The 16,425-nt window shown below is 62.7% G+C and carries 11 protein-coding genes and 1 tRNA gene; 4 read left to right on the forward strand and 8 right to left on the reverse strand.

Translation table 11 applies throughout. The annotated features are described in order from the left end of the window. The first annotated feature begins 63 nt into the window (after positions 1–63). Entirely contained in the window at positions 64–963 is a 900-nt protein-coding gene (locus ACMGE0_RS13735; protein WP_436816412.1) for a LysR family transcriptional regulator, read from the forward strand. A 120-nt stretch (positions 964–1,083) separates the two neighbouring features. Here ACMGE0_RS13735 and ACMGE0_RS13740 read toward each other — a convergent pair whose 3' ends face one another. From ACMGE0_RS13740 to ACMGE0_RS13750, 3 genes are all read right to left on the reverse strand, one after another. Then, a complete protein-coding gene (locus ACMGE0_RS13740) occupies positions 1,084–1,329 on the reverse strand; it encodes a helix-turn-helix domain-containing protein (RefSeq protein WP_436816413.1) in 246 nt (81 codons plus the stop codon). A 232-nt stretch (positions 1,330–1,561) separates the two neighbouring features. Continuing rightward, positions 1,562–1,638: transfer RNA gene (locus ACMGE0_RS13745), tRNA-His, on the reverse strand. Positions 1,639–1,764: 126 nt separating this feature from the next. Beyond that, positions 1,765–2,211 (reverse strand): phasin, encoded by a 447-nt coding sequence (locus ACMGE0_RS13750; RefSeq protein WP_436816414.1) that lies wholly within the window; start codon positions 2,209–2,211, stop codon positions 1,765–1,767. A gap of 234 nt (positions 2,212–2,445) precedes the next feature. On the opposite strand from ACMGE0_RS13750, the gene ACMGE0_RS13755 reads away from it, so the two are divergent. After that, positions 2,446–6,255 (forward strand): ATP-binding protein, encoded by a 3,810-nt coding sequence (locus ACMGE0_RS13755; protein WP_436816415.1) that lies wholly within the window; start codon positions 2,446–2,448, stop codon positions 6,253–6,255. Between the two features lie 62 nt (positions 6,256–6,317). Beyond that, the gene (locus ACMGE0_RS13760; protein WP_436816475.1) at positions 6,318–7,967 is read left to right on the forward strand and encodes an ABC transporter permease; all 1,650 of its coding nucleotides are present in this window, start codon (positions 6,318–6,320) and stop codon (positions 7,965–7,967) included. Positions 7,968–8,224: 257 nt separating this feature from the next. Here the strand turns inward: ACMGE0_RS13760 and ACMGE0_RS13765 are convergent, their stop codons facing one another. Continuing rightward, the gene (locus ACMGE0_RS13765; RefSeq protein ID WP_436816416.1) at positions 8,225–10,189 is read right to left on the reverse strand and encodes an acetoacetate--CoA ligase; all 1,965 of its coding nucleotides are present in this window, start codon (positions 10,187–10,189) and stop codon (positions 8,225–8,227) included. A gap of 193 nt (positions 10,190–10,382) precedes the next feature. Here ACMGE0_RS13765 and ACMGE0_RS13770 point away from each other — a divergent pair, with 193 nt between their 5' ends. Further along, the gene (locus ACMGE0_RS13770) at positions 10,383–12,248 is read left to right on the forward strand and encodes an AsmA family protein (RefSeq protein ID WP_436816417.1); all 1,866 of its coding nucleotides are present in this window, start codon (positions 10,383–10,385) and stop codon (positions 12,246–12,248) included. Between the two features lie 18 nt (positions 12,249–12,266). Here the strand turns inward: ACMGE0_RS13770 and ACMGE0_RS13775 are convergent, their stop codons facing one another. The 4 genes from ACMGE0_RS13775 to ACMGE0_RS13790 all read right to left on the reverse strand — a co-directional run bounded on the left by ACMGE0_RS13775 (position 12,267) and on the right by ACMGE0_RS13790 (position 16,342). Beyond that, a complete protein-coding gene (locus ACMGE0_RS13775) occupies positions 12,267–13,085 on the reverse strand; it encodes an ABC transporter permease (RefSeq protein ID WP_436816418.1) in 819 nt (272 codons plus the stop codon). Position 13,086: 1 nt separating this feature from the next. Continuing rightward, on the reverse strand, positions 13,087–14,004 hold the full coding sequence (locus ACMGE0_RS13780) for an ABC transporter permease subunit (RefSeq protein ID WP_436816419.1): 918 nt from the start codon (positions 14,002–14,004) through the stop codon (positions 13,087–13,089). 12 nt (positions 14,005–14,016) lie between these two features. Beyond that, positions 14,017–15,174: an ABC transporter ATP-binding protein gene (locus tag ACMGE0_RS13785; protein WP_436816420.1), complete on the reverse strand. Its 1,158-nt coding sequence runs from the start codon at positions 15,172–15,174 to the stop codon at positions 14,017–14,019. Between the two features lie 73 nt (positions 15,175–15,247). Further along, positions 15,248–16,342: a polyamine ABC transporter substrate-binding protein gene (locus tag ACMGE0_RS13790; protein WP_436816421.1), complete on the reverse strand. Its 1,095-nt coding sequence runs from the start codon at positions 16,340–16,342 to the stop codon at positions 15,248–15,250. Positions 16,343–16,425: the final 83 nt, after the last annotated feature.

Below are 16,425 nucleotides of genomic sequence, written 5' to 3' on the forward strand. Positions count from 1 at the left end.
ATTGCACAGGGCAACGCCATAGTTTACGCATCCGTTGTGCAGAATTCGACATTGGAGTTTCCCATGAACTGGGACGATGTGCGCATGTTCCTCGCCGTTGCCCGAAGCGGCCAGATCTTGGCTGCCTCGCGGCGGCTCGGCATCAATCACGCCACTCTCGGGCGCCGGATCACGGCGCTGGAGGAGGATCTGCGCACGCGCCTCCTCGTCCGCCGCACGAACGGCTGCGAGCTGACCGCCGAGGGCGAGGTCTTCTTCCGTGCCGCCGAGCGGATGGAAACGGAAATGCTGGCCGCGCAGGCAAGCACCGGCCGGATCGACACGGCGATCGCCGGCACGGTCCGGATCGGCGCGCCGGACGGGTTCGGCGTCTCCTTCCTTGCCTCGCGGCTCGGCCGGCTGACACGCCGGCATCCGGAACTGAAGCTTCAGCTCGTGCCGGTGCCGCGATCCTTCTCGCTTTCCCAGCGCGAGGCCGATGTCGCCATCACCATCGAGCGGCCGGAACAAGGCCGGCTCGTCTCATCCAAGCTCACCGACTATACGCTCGGGCTCTATACCTCGGAAGCCTATCTCGACCGGGCCGGAGCCCCACAGACGGTGGAAGCGCTGAGAGGACATCCGCGGATCGGCTATGTCGAAGACCTGATCTTCTCCCCTTCCCTCAACTTCACCGGCGAAGTGATGCGCAACTGGGATGCGAGCTTCGAGATATCGAGCGCGATCGGCCAGACCGAGGCGGTGCGCTCCGGCGCGGGCATCGGCATCCTGCACGATTATGTGGCTCGTCAATATCCGGAACTCGTCCGCGTGCTGCCGGAGATCGTCATCCGCCGGTCCTACTGGACCACCTATCACGAGACGACGCGCGACCTGATGCGGCTCAGAGCCGTTGTCGAGTTCCTGAAAGAACTGGTGGCCGAGGAAGGCGGGATTTTCACCTGGCCTTTCAGCTCGTCCTGAGGCGCGGAGCCTCGAGCTTCGTGACCGAGCCTGCAGCGGGACATTGAAATTTAAGGGATTGTCAGCCTTAACGGCGCTGGGGAAGGGACCGGCCGCCGAAGCGGCCGGAAACCTGAGAAATCAGGAAGGAAGAAATGTCGAAACCGGGACCTGCAAGGCTGCCGCGATGCGCTTCAGCTTGGCCGGATCGGCATCCGTACCGTTTTCGATGCGAACGATCTCGTCATTGACGAGGCCAGTCGTAATAGCAAGCTCCTCGATACTATAGCCCACGGCACGGCGCGCTTCGGCGACGGCAGCGGCGATATTCTGCGGAGAAAGCTTGGTTCCGTTCGCGGATGCGAAATTATTGATAGAAATGGTCATGCTCATGACTCTCCTTCTGGAAAGGCCTGCCGGAGAACCGGACAGGTGAAGGGGGCGGTTGCCCAAAAGACGCAGGAGTCCAAAAATTTAGGCACCCGCTGCGCCAAAGATAGGCATGTTAACGATCCTGACAAGATCGCATAGTGCAGTGCACAAAAATGTGTTCGATTTCAGGTCGAAAGATGGCAAGGCCTGCGAAAGCGTCAAGATCGAGGTATAATGTTGTGGAAAATGGTACGGTTGAGTGGGGTCGAACCACTGACCTCAGGTGCCACAAACCTGCGCTCTAACCAACTGAGCTACAACCGCACGGGATCCGCCTAAGCGGTATTTCGGGTCACATACGGCGATCGGACATTTTTTGCAAGCCCCTTCCCGCAAATAGAAGAGGCCGGAGCGCACTCCAGCCGTCTCCTAAAAACAAGGCTGCGGGAATCAGGCGGCCTTGAAGGTCGCCATGGCCTTTTCGGCAGCTTCCTTGCCCGGCTTCGTGAGCTCTTCGGCGAGCTTGCGGGCGGCATCCTGCATGGACTTGGCCTGCTCGACGGTCACTTCGGTCTGCTTGCGGATGAAGGCGGTCTGCAATTCCAGGAGTTCGGAAACGGACTTCACGCCGAGCAGCGCTTCCATGTGGGAAAGCGACATGTCGGCATTGGTGCGCAGGGCGTCGATTGCCTTCAATCCGAGCTCGACGGAACCGGCCTGGGCCGACTGCATCGTGGTTTCCACCGTCTTTGTGGCTTCCTCTGCAGCGACTTTCATCTTAGCATAGGCGTCGCGAGACTGGGTGGCGCCCTTTTCGGCGAATTCACGAAAGCTTTCGGTCAGCTTGGCCGGATCGAAAGCGGAAAAGGAAAAGATATCGTCGGTCTTGTATGCCATCGTTCAAGTCCTCGTTGGCGTTTTCTTCGGCAGTACCGAAGACCTCATGCCTGTTATATAATCCATCCTATTGTGCATTGCAATATCATTGTGCGCTGCACAATAAGCAAGTCTCGGAATTAACCCTATCGCAGGTTTGGGGTGCCGCCGGTCTCGACCCGAGGGCGCGCGAAGGGTATTAACAATCCGTTAAACCGCAGAAATACGGTTACAAAGGCCTTGTAGGTTTCGTCCATGTCCGCAGTCCAGTACCCGTTCATCGACATCGCCGTGCACGAGCGCGTACGCGACCGTTTCGCGGCTGGCGAAGCGATCGTGCTGTTTTCGCCGGACATGAGGAGCCCGCTCTGGGCCAACGGCCGCGGCGCCGATCTCTTCGGCTTCGATTCCATCTACGACTTCCTCGATCAGGGACCGAACCGCGTCGACATCGCCTTCCGCCAGACGGAAGCGGCGGCCCGCCAGCTCGGCGCCAACGGCGACGTCCGGCATTTCACCATCCGTGTCGCTTCGGGCTTCCAGCGCATTCCGGTGCAGGCGGTCTGCGAGCTCATCAAGGTCCAGGGGGAAGCGGCCGTCCTGTTCAGCGCGCCGGTGGAAAAAGGCCGGCTATCGCCGACCGCCTGCGCTGCGCGCATGATCGAAGGGTTCGACGATCCCGATACGCATATGGCGGTGATCGACGGCGATGGTGACGTGCTCGCCGCCTCTGCAGAGTTCGCCGATCTGGGCATCACCTCGCAGACGGCGAAGATGCTGGCGACCATGGCCGGCAGCGATCCGAGCCGCCTCGCCAAGCGGCCGATCCCCACCGTCAAGGGTTATCTGCCGGCCGCGATCGGCAAGCTTTCCGACGATCCCGCCCTGCATCTCCTGTTCACGGTCGAGACCGCACAAGGGCGCAATGCCGCGGAACAGAGTTTTGAGCCTCGAGATAAGGCATCGGATGCCGATCAGGCCGGAGCAGTAATCCAAGAGGAACCCGTCGCGCCCGCCTTCGGCCAGGAAAACCAGGATTTCGCGGTCGAGGCCGTACCCGACGATTATGCCGATGTGATCACCGCCGTCTCCGAAATCGAGGACACGGAAGAGCCGGAGGAGGAAGTCTCGCTCGAAACCGGCGAAGCCTTCGAAGCCCTCCAGCTTGCGCCTGCCGCTGAAGAGCCGGCAGAACCTGTCGAAGAGGCTATTCCCGACGCCGAGGCTCTTGCTGCCGAACCGCAGGAAGGCAAAACTGGGGACGACACGGGAACCGAGACTACCGAAGCCTTGGCACCCGCACCGGAAGATGCCGCGCCGGAGCCTGCGGGCTTTACCTTCCGCCCCGACGGGCGCGCCATCCGCTTCGTCTGGAAGATCGATGCGGAGGGACGGTTCAGCGAGGTTTCGAGCGAATTTGCCGATGCGGTCGGCCCGCATGCCGCCGATATCAACGGCATGGCCTTCACCGATCTTGCCGCCCTCTTCCATCTCGATCCCGACGGAAAGATCACCGAACTGCTCAACAAGCGCGACACGTGGTCCGGCAAGACCATCTGGTGGCCCGTCGAAGGCACCTCGCTCATGGTGCCGGTCGATCTTGCCGCATTGCCCACCTATACGCGAACCCGCGAATTCGACGGCTTCCGCGGCTTCGGCATCGTGCGCATCGGCGATGCGACGGAAGACCCGAATGCCGCCGGCCTTACGCTGTCCCGATCCGTGCCGGAGGATGTCGCCGCGCCGGAAGCGGAGACCGCATCAGAACCCGATGACGTGCTGGAGCAGGCGTCGGAAGAAAGTTCGGCCGAGCAGCAGGAAGAGCCCGCCATTGCCGAAGACCGGCAGGCCGCCGACGAGGCCGGTCGGCCGGCTGCCGCCGAGGACGCCGCTTCCGGCGCGGCCACGTCCGAAGACATGCCCCCGGAAGAGCCCTCGCCGGAAGGGACAGGGGTCCCTGTATCAAACGGACAGATGCCTTCGCTGCTCGATTGGCCGGAGGGCGAGCGGCCGGCGCTCAAGATCGTCGGCAATCCCGGCCGCCGCCATTCCGACAAGGTGATCCAGCTCGAGGAACGCAGGTCCGGCCGGCGCGACGGCCTGACGCCGGGAGAACAGGCCGCCTTCCGCGAGATCGCCCGGCAGCTCGACACCTTCGTCGGCCGCCGCGAAGAGGAAGCAACGCCGGAGAACCCGTCCGAGCCCGAAACGTCCGTTACCGAACAGGCCGAACCGCTGGACCAGGTCTCGATCGATCCCGGCCAGGGTCCGCAAGCATTGCCAGGCGATCAAGTGGAGCCCTCGGCATCCGGGGAGACTGACGAGGCCCTCGCGGAAAGCGCGCCGGCAGCGGAAGCGACCGACTCCGAGCCGACGTCCGAAACGGAAGGCGACGTTCCCGAAGCTTCCGGACAAGAGGCGGAGGAGCTTTCCGACGATGCTCCGGTCGAGCCGGCTAGCGATACCGTAGCATCTGCGGAAGAACCTGCCGGCCCTTCCCCGGGACTTTCCGATCGCGAGCTCCTGAGCCAGATGATCCCCGTGCGCGAACGGATCGGCCTTTCCACCGAGATCATCGACCAGATGCCGATCGCGCTGCTTGTCCACAATGGTGACGCTCTCATCCACGGCAACCCGGAATTCCTGCGGCTCACCGGCTATTCGTCCATCGAAGAACTCGCGAAACTGGGCGGGCTCGATGCGCTCCTGCAGCGCCAGGACCTCGAAGGCAAGACGACGGAAGCAGGCGGCATGGTCGTGGTGCGCGCCGACGACGCCGTCGTGCCGGTGACGGCGCGCCTGCAATCGGTCCGCTGGGACGATTCGACCGCGCTGATGCTGGCCTTGATGCCGATTGCACCCGAAACCCCGGCATCGTCCGAAGGCGGCGGGGCGGCGGAGGTCATCCCGCTCCGCGCCCTGCGCCCGGCCGATCAGCTCGCCCGGCTGCAGGTCGAGGTGGAGGAACTGCGCGCCATACTGGAAACGGCGACCGACGGCGTCGTGATCATCGGGGCGGAAGGCGACATCCGTTCCATGAACCGTGCAGCGAGCGCGCTCTTCAACTACGACAACGAGGAGATCAACGGACAACCCTTCGTCATGCTCTTCGCCCACGAGAGCCAGCGGGCGATCCTCGATTATCTCAGCGGGCTTTCCGGCCACGGCGTCGCGAGCGTGCTGAACGACGGCCGCGAAGTGATCGGCCGCGAGGCATCCGGCGGCTTCCTGCCGCTCTTCATGACGATCGGCAAGCTCACCTCCTCGAACGGCTATTGCGCCGTCATCCGCGACATCACCCAGTGGAAGCGGACCGAGGAGGAGTTGCGCACCGCCAAGCGCGCCGCCGAAACGGCGAATGCCCACAAGAGCGAGTTCCTGGCGCATGTGAGCCATGAGATTCGCACGCCGCTCAACGCGATCATCGGCTTCGCGGACATGATGGCGACCGAACGCTTCGGACAGATCGGCCATCCGCGCTACGTGGAATATGCCAATGACATCGGCCGCTCCGGCCGGCACGTGCTCGACATCGTCAACGACCTGCTCGACATTTCCAAGATCGAGGCGGGCGAGATGGAGCTCGATTTCATCGCCGTCGGTTTGAACGAGACCGTGTCGGAGGCCGTGTCACTGGTGCAGCCGCAGGCGAACAGCCAGCGGGTGATTATCCGCACCGCGCTTTCGCATGCCGTGCCGCCGGTCGTCGCCGATCTCCGCTCCATCAAGCAGATCGTGCTGAACATCCTGTCGAACGCCATCCGCTTCACGCCGTCCGGCGGACAGATCGTCGTCTCGACGGCTTACGAGACGAACGGCAATGTGGTGCTCCGCGTCCGCGACACGGGCATCGGCATGACCCGTTCGGAACTCGAGCTCGCCATGAAACCGTTCCGGCAGGTGGCAGGCAGCGCCCGCAAGCGCGGCGACGGGACCGGCCTCGGCCTGCCGCTCACCAAGGCGATGGTGGACGCGAACCGCGCCTCCTTCGCGATCACCTCGGCGCCGAACGAAGGCACGCTGGTGGAAATCACCTTCCCCTCGCCGCGGGTGCTTGCGAACTGACTTCGCGGCGGTTAGCACTCCTCCCATAAAGAGGAGTGGATTTGCAGGTTTCGACATCCGATATGCCGGCGCCGAGAGCGCGTCAGCCGCGCCGGTCGCTTTCCTGGCTGGCGGCCGGCATCGCGGCCGTGGTCGCCCTGCCGATCCTGGCGATCTTCTGGATTGCGGCTTCCGGCGGGGACGACACCTGGCGTCATATCATCGCCAATGTCGTGCCACGCGCCACGGGCAGGACAATTTCGCTGCTTTTCTTCACCGGTCTGGTGACCGCCCTCTTCGGCATCGTCACCGCATGGCTGGTGGCGAGCTTCGAATTCCCGGGCCGCCGGCTGCTCTCGGCCGCGCTGGTACTGCCGCTTGCGATCCCCTCGTATCTGGCCGCCTACGCTTTCGGGGAGTTTCTCGATTTCACCGGGCCGGTGCAGACCTGGTACCGGCAGGTCTTCGGCTACAGGACGGCGCGCGACTATTCATTTCCGGATATCCGCTCGCTCGGCGGCGCGGTGCTCGTGCTCTCCTCCGTGCTTTACCCCTATGTCTATCTTGCCTGCCGTTCGATGTTCATGATGCAGGGACGCGCCGCGGCGGATGTCGCCCGCACGCTCGGCGCCGGACCGCTTCGGGTGTTCCTCAGGATCCAGATACCCATGGCGCGGCCGGCGATCACGATCGGCCTGACGCTGGTCATGATGGAGGTGCTGAACGATATCGGCGCGGTGGAATTCCTGGGCGTCAACACGCTGACCTTCTCGATCTACGACACCTGGCTCAACCGCGGCAGCCTTTCAGGTGCGGCACAGATCGCGGCCGTCATGCTGCTCGTCGTCGCCATCCTGATCCTCGTCGAGCGCGCCGCCCGCCGGCAACAGCGTTTTGCCGGCAACAGGACGACGGCGATGGTCAACGCCAGCGCTCGGCCGGGGCTTTCCGGGGCAAGGGGCTGGCTTGCGGCCGTCTTCTGCGTGCTGCCGGTGGCGGTCGGGTTCCTCATCCCATTCCTGGTTCTGGGCCGCTTCGCCTTGGCGCGTATCGAGAACTTTGCCGATCCGCGGCTTCTCGATGCACTCTGGAGCAGCATCGCCGTCTCGGCCGCGGCGGCGCTTTGCGCGGTCTCGCTCGGGTTCATCCTCTCCTATGCCGCCCGCAGCGAGCATTCGGCGCTTGCGACATTCGCAGTCCGCATCGCCTCGCTCGGTTACGGCGTGCCGGGCACGGTGCTGGCAATCGGCGTGCTGATCCCGCTCGCCGGCTTCGACAATGCACTCGATGGTTTTCTGCGCGCCAATCTCGGGATTTCGACGGGCCTGCTGCTTTCCGGCACCGGCTTTGCAATCGTCTATGCCTGCACGGTGCGGTTCATGACGATGGCGGAGGGCAATCTCGATGCTGGCTTTCAGAAGCTTTCGCCGCATCTCGACATGGCCGCCCGCGCGCTCGGCCGCAACCGCCGCCAGACGCTGCGGTCTGTTCTGTTGCCCAACATGCGCCCCGCCCTGCTGGTCGCGGCACTCTTCGTCTTCATCGAAACGATGAAGGAACTGTCGGCGACGATCCTGCTTCGGCCGTTCAACTTCAACACGTTGGCGACACTCGTCTACGAGGATGCCTCGCGCGCGAAGATCGAGGATTCGTCCGTCGCAGCGATCATCATCATCCTGGCGGGCCTCGCCCCGGTCATGCTGGTTTCGCGGTCGCTGGACAGATTGCGGTAGATTTTCTTCGTCAACCACTGGTTTTAGACCAGATCAAAAGAAAGGCAGCCGAAGCTGCCTTTGAAGTTTAATGCTGTCCAACGAGGGTCGGTGGAGACGTCATGTCTATGAAAGCTCGCGGCTACGCGCTTCCATACACGAGACGGAACCATGTTGCTCCACTTTTGACCAATGCGGCTTAATGCGAAGTTAACGGCGCCCAATTTCTGGAATCTGCGCCGAAAACGTATCGTCGCGACACAGGCTGGAAGCCGGAACTAACTCCTCAGCTCCGCAAGCCCGGCGAAGAGGTCGAGCGCTTCCGGGTTGGCGAGCGCCTCCTTGTTCTTGACCGGCCGGCCATGCACGACATCGCGCACCGCAAGCTCGACGATCTTGCCGGACTTGGTGCGCGGGATATCGGCCACTTGGATCACCTTGGCCGGCACGTGACGCGGCGAGGCGCCGATGCGGATGCGCGTCTTGATCGCCTTGACGAGATCGTCGTCGAGCATCAAGCCGCTGGCAAGGCGCACGAAGAGAATGACGCGCACGTCGTCGTCCCAGTCCTGGCCGATGCAGATCGCCTCGGCGACTTCCTCCATCTGCTCCACCTGATTGTAAATCTCGGCGGTGCCGATGCGCACGCCGCCCGGATTGAGCGTCGCGTCCGAACGTCCGTGGATGACGATGCCGTCATGCTCGGTCCATTCGGCGAAGTCGCCATGGCACCAGATGTTGTCGAAGCGCTCGAAATAGGCGGCGCGATATTTCCGGCCCTCGGGATCGTTCCAGAACATGACCGGCATGGACGGGAAAGCCTTGGTGCAAACGAGCTCCCCCTTTTCGCCGCGTATCGGCCTGCCGTCATCGTCCCAGACATCGACGGCCAAGCCCAGGCCGGGCCCCTGGATCTCGCCGCGCCAGACGGGTTTCAGCGGATTGCCGAGCACGAAGCAGGAGACGATATCCGTGCCGCCGGAGATCGAGGCGAGATGCACGTCGCTCTTGACGCCTTCATAGACGAAGGAGAAGCCCTCGGGAGAGAGCGGCGAGCCGGTGGAGGTGATCAGCCGCAGCGCCGAAAGGTCGTGGCTCTGCTTCGGCACGATGCCGCCTTTGCGCACCGCATCGATATATTTCGCCGAGGTGCCGAAGACCGCGAATTTCTCGTCCTGCGCATAGTCGAACAGGACATTGCCGTCCGGGGCGAAGGGCGAGCCGTCGAACAGGCAGAGCGTCGCGCCGACCGCAAGCCCCGAGACCAGCCAGTTCCACATCATCCAGCCGCAGGTGGTGAAGTAGAAAAGCTTCTCGCCAGGCTGAAGGCTGCAATGGAACCGGTGCTCCTTCAGGTGCTGCAGCAACGTGCCGCCGGCGGAATGGACGATGCATTTCGGCACGCCCGTGGTGCCGGAGGAGAAGAGGATATAGAGCGGGTGCGAAAAGGGCAGACGCTCGAACTTCAGCGCCTTCGCCTCAAAGGGTGCCGTGAAATCCGCAAGCGTGCGGCCGCCGGCAAGCGAGGCGGCAAGCGCTTTCGCATCGCCCGCATAGGGTACGACCAGGACCGGCGCCTTCAACACTTCCGAAACGGCCTTCACCTTGGCGGAGACGTCCTGGAGCTTGCCGCTGTACCAGTAGGCATCGCAGGTGATGAAGAGCTTCGGGCCGATCTGGCCGAAACGGTCGAGCACGCCCTGCTCGCCGAAATCGGGAGAGCAGGAGGACCAGATGGCGCCGATCGAAGCGGTGGCGAGCATGCAGGCGATGGTTTCCGGCATGTTGGGCATCATGGCGGCGACACGGTCACCCTTGCCGATCCCGAGCTCCCTGAACGCCTGCTGCAGGCGGGAGACTTCCTCGCGCAGCCTGTCCCAGGACCAGCGATAGCTCACCTTGTCCTCGCCGCGGAAGATCAGTGCATCGCCCGCGCCGGTTCCGCTCAAAAGGTTCTCGGCGAAGTTCAGGGCCGCATCGGGGAAGAAGCGGGCGGCGAGCATGTCGTCGCCATCGATCAGAGCACGGACGCCGCGCTCCCCCTTGACGCCGCAGAAGTCCCAGACCGCCGACCAGAAATCACCGCGCTCGGCGATCGACCAGGCGTAGAAGGCGTCGTAGTCCGGAAATCGCTTGTCCGCCTTCCGGCCGTAGCGCTCGGCGCACCATTCGCTGAACTGAAACAGCGGCGTCTTCTGCTGCGCTTCCTTCGACGGGCTCCATAGCGGCTGTTCGTTGCCCATTCCCATTCCTCCTCCACCCCAAAGAGGCCTATCCCGACCGGAAGAAGGCCTCCCAACATATCCGTCCGCATTCGGCTACAAGGCCGTGGCACGTCGGCCTGTATAGCATGTTGCATTGCATGAGAAAGGGGACAGCCAGAGGACGGGAGCACGGATTTGCACAGACCTGTCATTTCCTATATTCGCGTGGACCATGCTGAGCAACGGGATCGGAAATCTGCGGAAAATCTCAAGCCGCCCGCTTGGCAGGCGGCGGCGGGGACTGCTGATCGGCATCCTCGTTGCCCTGGTCCTCTTCGCGCTCTATCAGATCGTCGCGCCGTTCCTCATCTCCTCTGCCGTGGTGCGGGAAAGCATGGAGCGCGCGGTCGCCCAATGGACCGGCCATGACGTGACGATCGAGGGCACGCCGGATATCCGCTTCTGGCCGGAACCCAGGATCACGCTCAAGGAGATCACCATCCGCAAACAGGCCGATGGGAGCGAACGGATGCTCGGACGCGTCTCGCGGCTTTCCGCCTCCTTCGATCTTTTCGAGGCCCTGCTGGGCCGGCCGGAATTCGAGGATTTTCACCTCACGGACCCGGAAATATATGTTCTGCGGGACGCAAGCGGCCGGCTGGACTGGGCGAATGACGGATTGCTCAGCCGTGCCGTGCGGGAGGCAAAAGCCGACGGCGGCGGCCAATCCCTATCCGCCGACGACGACGCGCGGATGGGCGACGTCAAGATCAGCAACGGAACCCTGGAAGTCTCCGATGTCGCGAGTGGCCGTGTCACGCGGTTCGTCGCGATCAACGGCGAACTCCACTGGCCCTGGCTTTCCCGCGGCCTGAACATAAGAGCCGACGGGGAGATGAACGGCCGCAGGCTGGCAATCGACATCAGCACGTCGCAACCTCTTCTGCTGCTCTCGGGCAAAAGCGGAAATGCCTCCGGCTCCGTCGAATCGGACCTTCTGCGCGGGCGCTTCAACGGCACTGCCAACCTTGCGGCGCATGCGTTTCTTTCCGGCGATGCCGAACTTACGATTCCCGATCTTTCCGCGGCCATGGCCTGGTCCGGCGTGCACTTCGATGGCACGGAACGGTTGAAAAGCCTTTCCTTAAGCGCCCGTCTCACCACGAATGACGAAGCCCTTCGTTTCGAAAACCTGTCGCTCAGCCTCAACGACGCCAGGGCAACCGGCATTCTGGATCTCGTTTTTCCGCCGAACCGGCTGCCGAGGCTGACCGGCACGCTCGCCTTCGACCGGATGGATTTTTCGGGAGTCCTTGCCGCGATCGCGCCGCGCAGCGGCGACAATGCGGAGCGGCGCAACGGGTCGCGCAACCGGCCGGAACTCGATCTGAGGCTTTCCGCGCAACAGGCGACGCTTGGCCCCTTCCAGCTTGCGGAAGCTGCGATGAGCGTGATGAACACGGCGGAACAATCGCGCATCGACATTCTCGACAGCGATTTCGAAACGGGCCGCCTGACCGGCCGGATCGCCACGACGAAAGGCGGAGCCTCCGGAGGAATTGCCCTGCACCTTTCCGTTCAGAATGCCGATTTCGGCGACATCGTCAAGGAGCTCGGACTGGCCGGGCCCCTGCCCGCCGCGCGCGGATCACTGGAGCTGTCGCTCGATACCGACCGGTCCTTGACGACCGAGGCATGGCGGAATGCGAAGGGAACCATCCGCTTTCGAACGGAGCGGGGTTCCCTGTCAGGCGTCAATCTGGCCGGCATACGGCAACTTGCAACACAGAAACCTTATTTTCCCTTGAGCGAAGCCGGCGGCGGCAATCTCGAATTCGACAGCATCGACATATCGGCCGATCTGAAGGGCGGTTCGGTGGACATCCGCGAAGGCAAGCTCGTCGGCCCCGCCGAAACGATCGCGCTCTCCGGCCTCGTTTCCTATGTCAACAACAGCCTGGCACTATCCGCCAGCATTCAGCCGCCGGCGGAAGTCACGGGTGCTGCACCACCACTGATGGTCTTCATCGGCGGCTCCTGGCCGAACCCGGTCATATGGTCGGTTTCGCAAGCTCCGCCGCCAAAGGTCGCGGAATAAGTAGTTCCGGCGCGGCTGTCACGTCGTGCCGCGCGCGGCGACATGCTCGTCGCGGATGCGGCGCATTTCGGCGCGCTTCGTACCGATCGAGGCGATGATGACGCCGATCGTCACGAGCCCGATCAATATGGTGCAGATGGCGTTGATCTCCGGCGTCACGCCGAGCCGGACCTGCGAATAGATCTTGATCGGCAGCGTCGTGGCTCCCGGACCCGTGTTGAAGCTCGCGATCACGAGGTCGTCCAGCGACAACGTGAAGGCCAGCATCCAGCCGGCGATGACGGCCGGCATGATCAGCGGCAGGGTGATCTTGAAGAAGGTCTTGACCGGCGGGCAGCCGAGATCGAGCGCTGCCTCCTCCAGGCTCCGGTCGAAGGTGAGCAGCCGCGACTGCACGACGATCGCCACGTAGCACATGGTGAAGGTCGTATGCGCGATGATGACCGTCCAGAAACCGCGGTCGATGTTGAGCGCCACGAAAAGAAGCAGCATCGACAGGCCGGTAATAACCTCGGGCATGACCAGCGGCGCATAGATCATGCCCGAAAACAGCATCCGCCCCGGGAAGCGGGAGAAACGCACGAGAGCCAGCGCAGCAAGCGTGCCGAGCACCGTGCCGAGCGTGGCGCTGATGACGCCGACACGCGCCGTGACCCAGGCGGCGTCCATCAGCCCCTGGTTCGACCACATGGTGCGGTACCAGTTCAGCGAAAACCCGCCCCAGACCGTGACCAGCCTGGACGCGTTGAACGAGTAGACCACCAGGATGATGATCGGAATGTAGAGGAAGGCGAAACCGAGCGTCAGGACGGTGGCGTCGAAGCGGGAGGCTCTCATCTCAGGCCACCTTCTTCTGCTGGTTCTGGAAGATGGCGATCGGCACGACCAGCATGACGAGCAGGATCACCGCCACGGCGGAGGCGAGCGGCCAGTCGCGGTTGCCGAAGAATTCCGTCCAGAGCGTCTTGCCGATCATCAGCGTGTCGGCGCCGCCCAGAAGATCGGGGATGACGAATTCGCCGGTGATCGGGATGAAGCAGATCATCGAGCCGGCGACAACGCCCGGCAGCGACAGCGGGAAGGTGATCTTCCAGAAGGCTTTCAGCGGCGGGCAGCCGAGATCGCTTGCGGCCTCCAGCAGCGTGTTGTCCATCTTCTCCAGCGCCGCATAGAGCGGCAGGACCATGAAGGGCAGGTAGGAATAGACGATGCCGATGAAGACGGCGATATCGGTCCTGAATATCTGCACCTGCTCGTCCGGCCCCAGAAGACCGATCGTCTGGAGGAGCAGCGTCAGAAGACCGTCCGGCTTCAGAATGCCGATCCAGGCGTAGACGCGGATCAGGAACGACGTCCAGAACGGCAGGATGACCAGCATGACGAGCGTCGGCCGGAGCGACGTCGGGGCGCGCGCCATGGCGAGCGCCATCGGATAACCGATCAGCAGCAGCAGAAAGGTGGAGATCACCGCAATCCTGAGCGACGACAGATAGGACCTGATATAGAGCGGGTCATCCGTGAGAAAGAGGTAGTTCTCGAAGTCGAGCTTCGAGACGAAGTCGCCGATCGCGCCGAAGCCCTGGAAAAGCGGTATATAGGGCGGCATGGCGATCGCCGTGTCCGACAGCGATATCTTCAGGATGATCAGGAAGGGCGCGGCAAAGAAGAGCAGCAGCCAGACATAGGGCACCGCAACGACAAGCCAGCGGGCGGGGCTCGGCTTATTGGCGGTGTGGGTTTCGGAAACGGTCGCCATTTCCCCTCCGCCCTAGCGTGTGAGCACGAGGCCGGCATCGAGCGGCCAGGTGAGCCAAACCATGTCGCCGAAGGTGATCGGCCGGTCGACGAGGCGGGAGACGTTGGCCTGCGCAGCGCGAACGATGCGATCGTCGGCAAGCTTGACGAGGAAGACCGAGAAGTCGCCGAGATAGCCGATATCCCAGACCTCGCCATAGACCGCATTGACGGAGGTCTCGGCCGGCTGGTCGGGAGAGATACGCACCTTTTCCGGCCGCACCGCGAAAGCGACCCTGTCGCCCTTCACCGCCTGGCATTCCTGTTCGACCGCAACGGCAATGCCATCGCAATCGATCCGCACGGCGCCCGGCGCGCCAAGAGCGCTCTCGGTCGAGACGACCGTGCCTTCGAGGATGTTGATGTCGCCGATGAAGTCCGCGACATAACGGCTGTTCGGCGCCTCGTAGATTTCCGCCGGCGTCGCCACCTGTACGATGACGCCCCTGTCCATGACCGCGATACGGTCCGAGACCGTCATCGCCTCTTCCTGGTCATGGGTGACGATCAGGAACGTGAGGCCGAGATTGGTCTGGATGTCCATCAGCTCGAATTGCGTTTCCTCGCGCAGCTTCTTGTCGAGCGCCCCGAGCGGCTCGTCGAGCAGCAGCACCTTCGGCCGCTTGGCGAGCGAGCGGGCGAGCGCCACGCGCTGGCGCTGACCGCCGGAAAGCTGATTCGGCTTGCGCTTGGCGAAAGGCTCGAGCTTGACGAGCTTCAGCATCTCCTCGACGCGGGCCGAGATTTCTCCCCTCGGGAGATTGTCCTGCTCGAGGCCGAAAGCAATGTTCTTCTCCACCGTCATATGTGGGAAGAGCGCATAGCTCTGGAACATCATGTTGGTCGGCCGGCGATAGGGCGGCACGCCGGAAATGTCCTTGCCCTGCAAAAGGATGCGGCCTTCGGTCGGCTCCTCGAACCCCGCCAGCATGCGCATCAACGTCGTCTTGCCGCAACCGGAGGGGCCGAGCAGCGAGAAGAATTCCCGCTCGTAGATGTCCAGCGTCAGGTTGTCGACGGCGGTGAAATCGCCGAAGCGTTTGGTAATGTTTTCGAAACGGATGAAAGGGACGGCCGATGGATCGGTCCAGGGAGAGAATTTGCGCTTTACCGGTCCAAGTGATTTCGCCATGCCCTACCCCACTTCGCCCATCGTAGACTGCAAGCGTTCGGGGCAGACGCTTCCGCCTGCCCCGTCTTTCCAATCAGCTGCCGGTCTTGATCTGCGTCCAGACCCGGTTCAGCACCCGCTGCTCGCGCGGTCCGTAAGGCGAGATGGTGAAGAGCTTGCCGACGACATCCGCCGGCGGATAGACGGAGGGATTTTCCAGCACTTCCTTGTCGATGAACTCCTGCGATGCAAGGTTGCCGTTGGCGTATTGGACATAGTTCGACGCCTTGGCGATCACTTCCGGCTTCATCAGATAATTGATGAAAGCATGCGCCTCTTCGACATTCTTCGCATCCGCCGGGATCGCGAGGTTGTCGAACCACATGTACGTGCCTTCCTTCGGGATCACGAACTCAACGTGAACGCCGTTATTGGCCTCCTCGGCGCGGGTCTTGGCCTGCAGCACGTCGCCCGACCAGCCGATGGTGATGCAGGTGTCGCCATTGGCAAGCTCATCGATATAAGAGGATGAGTTGAACGTGCGCACGAAGGGGCGGATTTTCTGGTAGACCTCACCGCCGGCTTCGAGATCGGCGGTTTCCTTGCTGTCGGGGTCCTTGCCGATATAGTTCATGGCGATGGCGAAGGTCTCGTCCGAAGCATCGAGGATGTTGATGCCGCACGCCTTCAGCTTTTCGGCATTTTCCGGCTTGAAGAGCACGTCCCAGCTATCGATCGGCACATCGCCGAGCGCGGCCTTCACCTTGTCGACGTTATAGCCGATGCCGGTGGTGCCCCACATGTAGTTGACGGCATATTCGTTGCCGGGATCGTATTTGGCGAGCCGCTCGGAAATTTCCGGCCAGAGATTGGAAAGGTTCGGCAGCTTCGACTTGTCGAGCTTCTGGAAGACGCCGGCCTGGATCTGGCGGGCGAGGAAAGGACCGGTCGGAACCACGACATCGTAGCCGGAGCCGCCGGCGAGCAGCTTTGTCTCGACAATTTCGTTGTTGTCGAAGACGTCGTAGACAACCTTGATGCCGGTTTCCTTGGTGAAGTCCGCCAGGATCGACTCGTCGATGTAATCGGACCAGTTATAGACATGCACCACCCGTTCCTGAGCCATGGCAGCGGTGGCGACCACCGTCGCGGCAACGGCGGCGGCAAGACGGAGCAAATGGGTTTTCATGATCTCTCCTGTTCCAGTTTTTCTACGCAAGCGGGGAGCCTGCGTATAAGTTCCCTTATCTTTCCGGCAGAGTAAGAAGGAAT

This window comes from Neorhizobium descurainiae (assembly GCF_051400715.1).
In the GTDB taxonomy this organism is placed as follows: domain Bacteria; phylum Pseudomonadota; class Alphaproteobacteria; order Rhizobiales; family Rhizobiaceae; genus Neorhizobium.

What these genes read in the sequence shown, in the direction of transcription:
- ACMGE0_RS13750 (WP_436816414.1), bottom strand. Translation starts at nt 2,211, where the DNA reads ATGGCATACAAGACCGACGATATCTTTTCCTTTTCCGCTTTCGATCCG.
- ACMGE0_RS13755 (WP_436816415.1), top strand. Translation starts at nt 2,446, where the DNA reads ATGTCCGCAGTCCAGTACCCGTTCATCGACATCGCCGTGCACGAGCGC.
- ACMGE0_RS13770 (WP_436816417.1), top strand. Translation starts at nt 10,383, where the DNA reads ATGCTGAGCAACGGGATCGGAAATCTGCGGAAAATCTCAAGCCGCCCG.
- ACMGE0_RS13735 (WP_436816412.1), top strand. Translation starts at nt 64, where the DNA reads ATGAACTGGGACGATGTGCGCATGTTCCTCGCCGTTGCCCGAAGCGGC.
- ACMGE0_RS13740 (WP_436816413.1), bottom strand. Translation starts at nt 1,329, where the DNA reads ATGACCATTTCTATCAATAATTTCGCATCCGCGAACGGAACCAAGCTT.
- ACMGE0_RS13780 (WP_436816419.1), bottom strand. Translation starts at nt 14,004, where the DNA reads ATGGCGACCGTTTCCGAAACCCACACCGCCAATAAGCCGAGCCCCGCC.
- ACMGE0_RS13765 (WP_436816416.1), bottom strand. Translation starts at nt 10,189, where the DNA reads ATGGGCAACGAACAGCCGCTATGGAGCCCGTCGAAGGAAGCGCAGCAG.
- ACMGE0_RS13790 (WP_436816421.1), bottom strand. Translation starts at nt 16,342, where the DNA reads ATGAAAACCCATTTGCTCCGTCTTGCCGCCGCCGTTGCCGCGACGGTG.
- ACMGE0_RS13775 (WP_436816418.1), bottom strand. Translation starts at nt 13,085, where the DNA reads ATGAGAGCCTCCCGCTTCGACGCCACCGTCCTGACGCTCGGTTTCGCC.
- ACMGE0_RS13785 (WP_436816420.1), bottom strand. Translation starts at nt 15,174, where the DNA reads ATGGCGAAATCACTTGGACCGGTAAAGCGCAAATTCTCTCCCTGGACC.
- ACMGE0_RS13760 (WP_436816475.1), top strand. Translation starts at nt 6,318, where the DNA reads ATGCCGGCGCCGAGAGCGCGTCAGCCGCGCCGGTCGCTTTCCTGGCTG.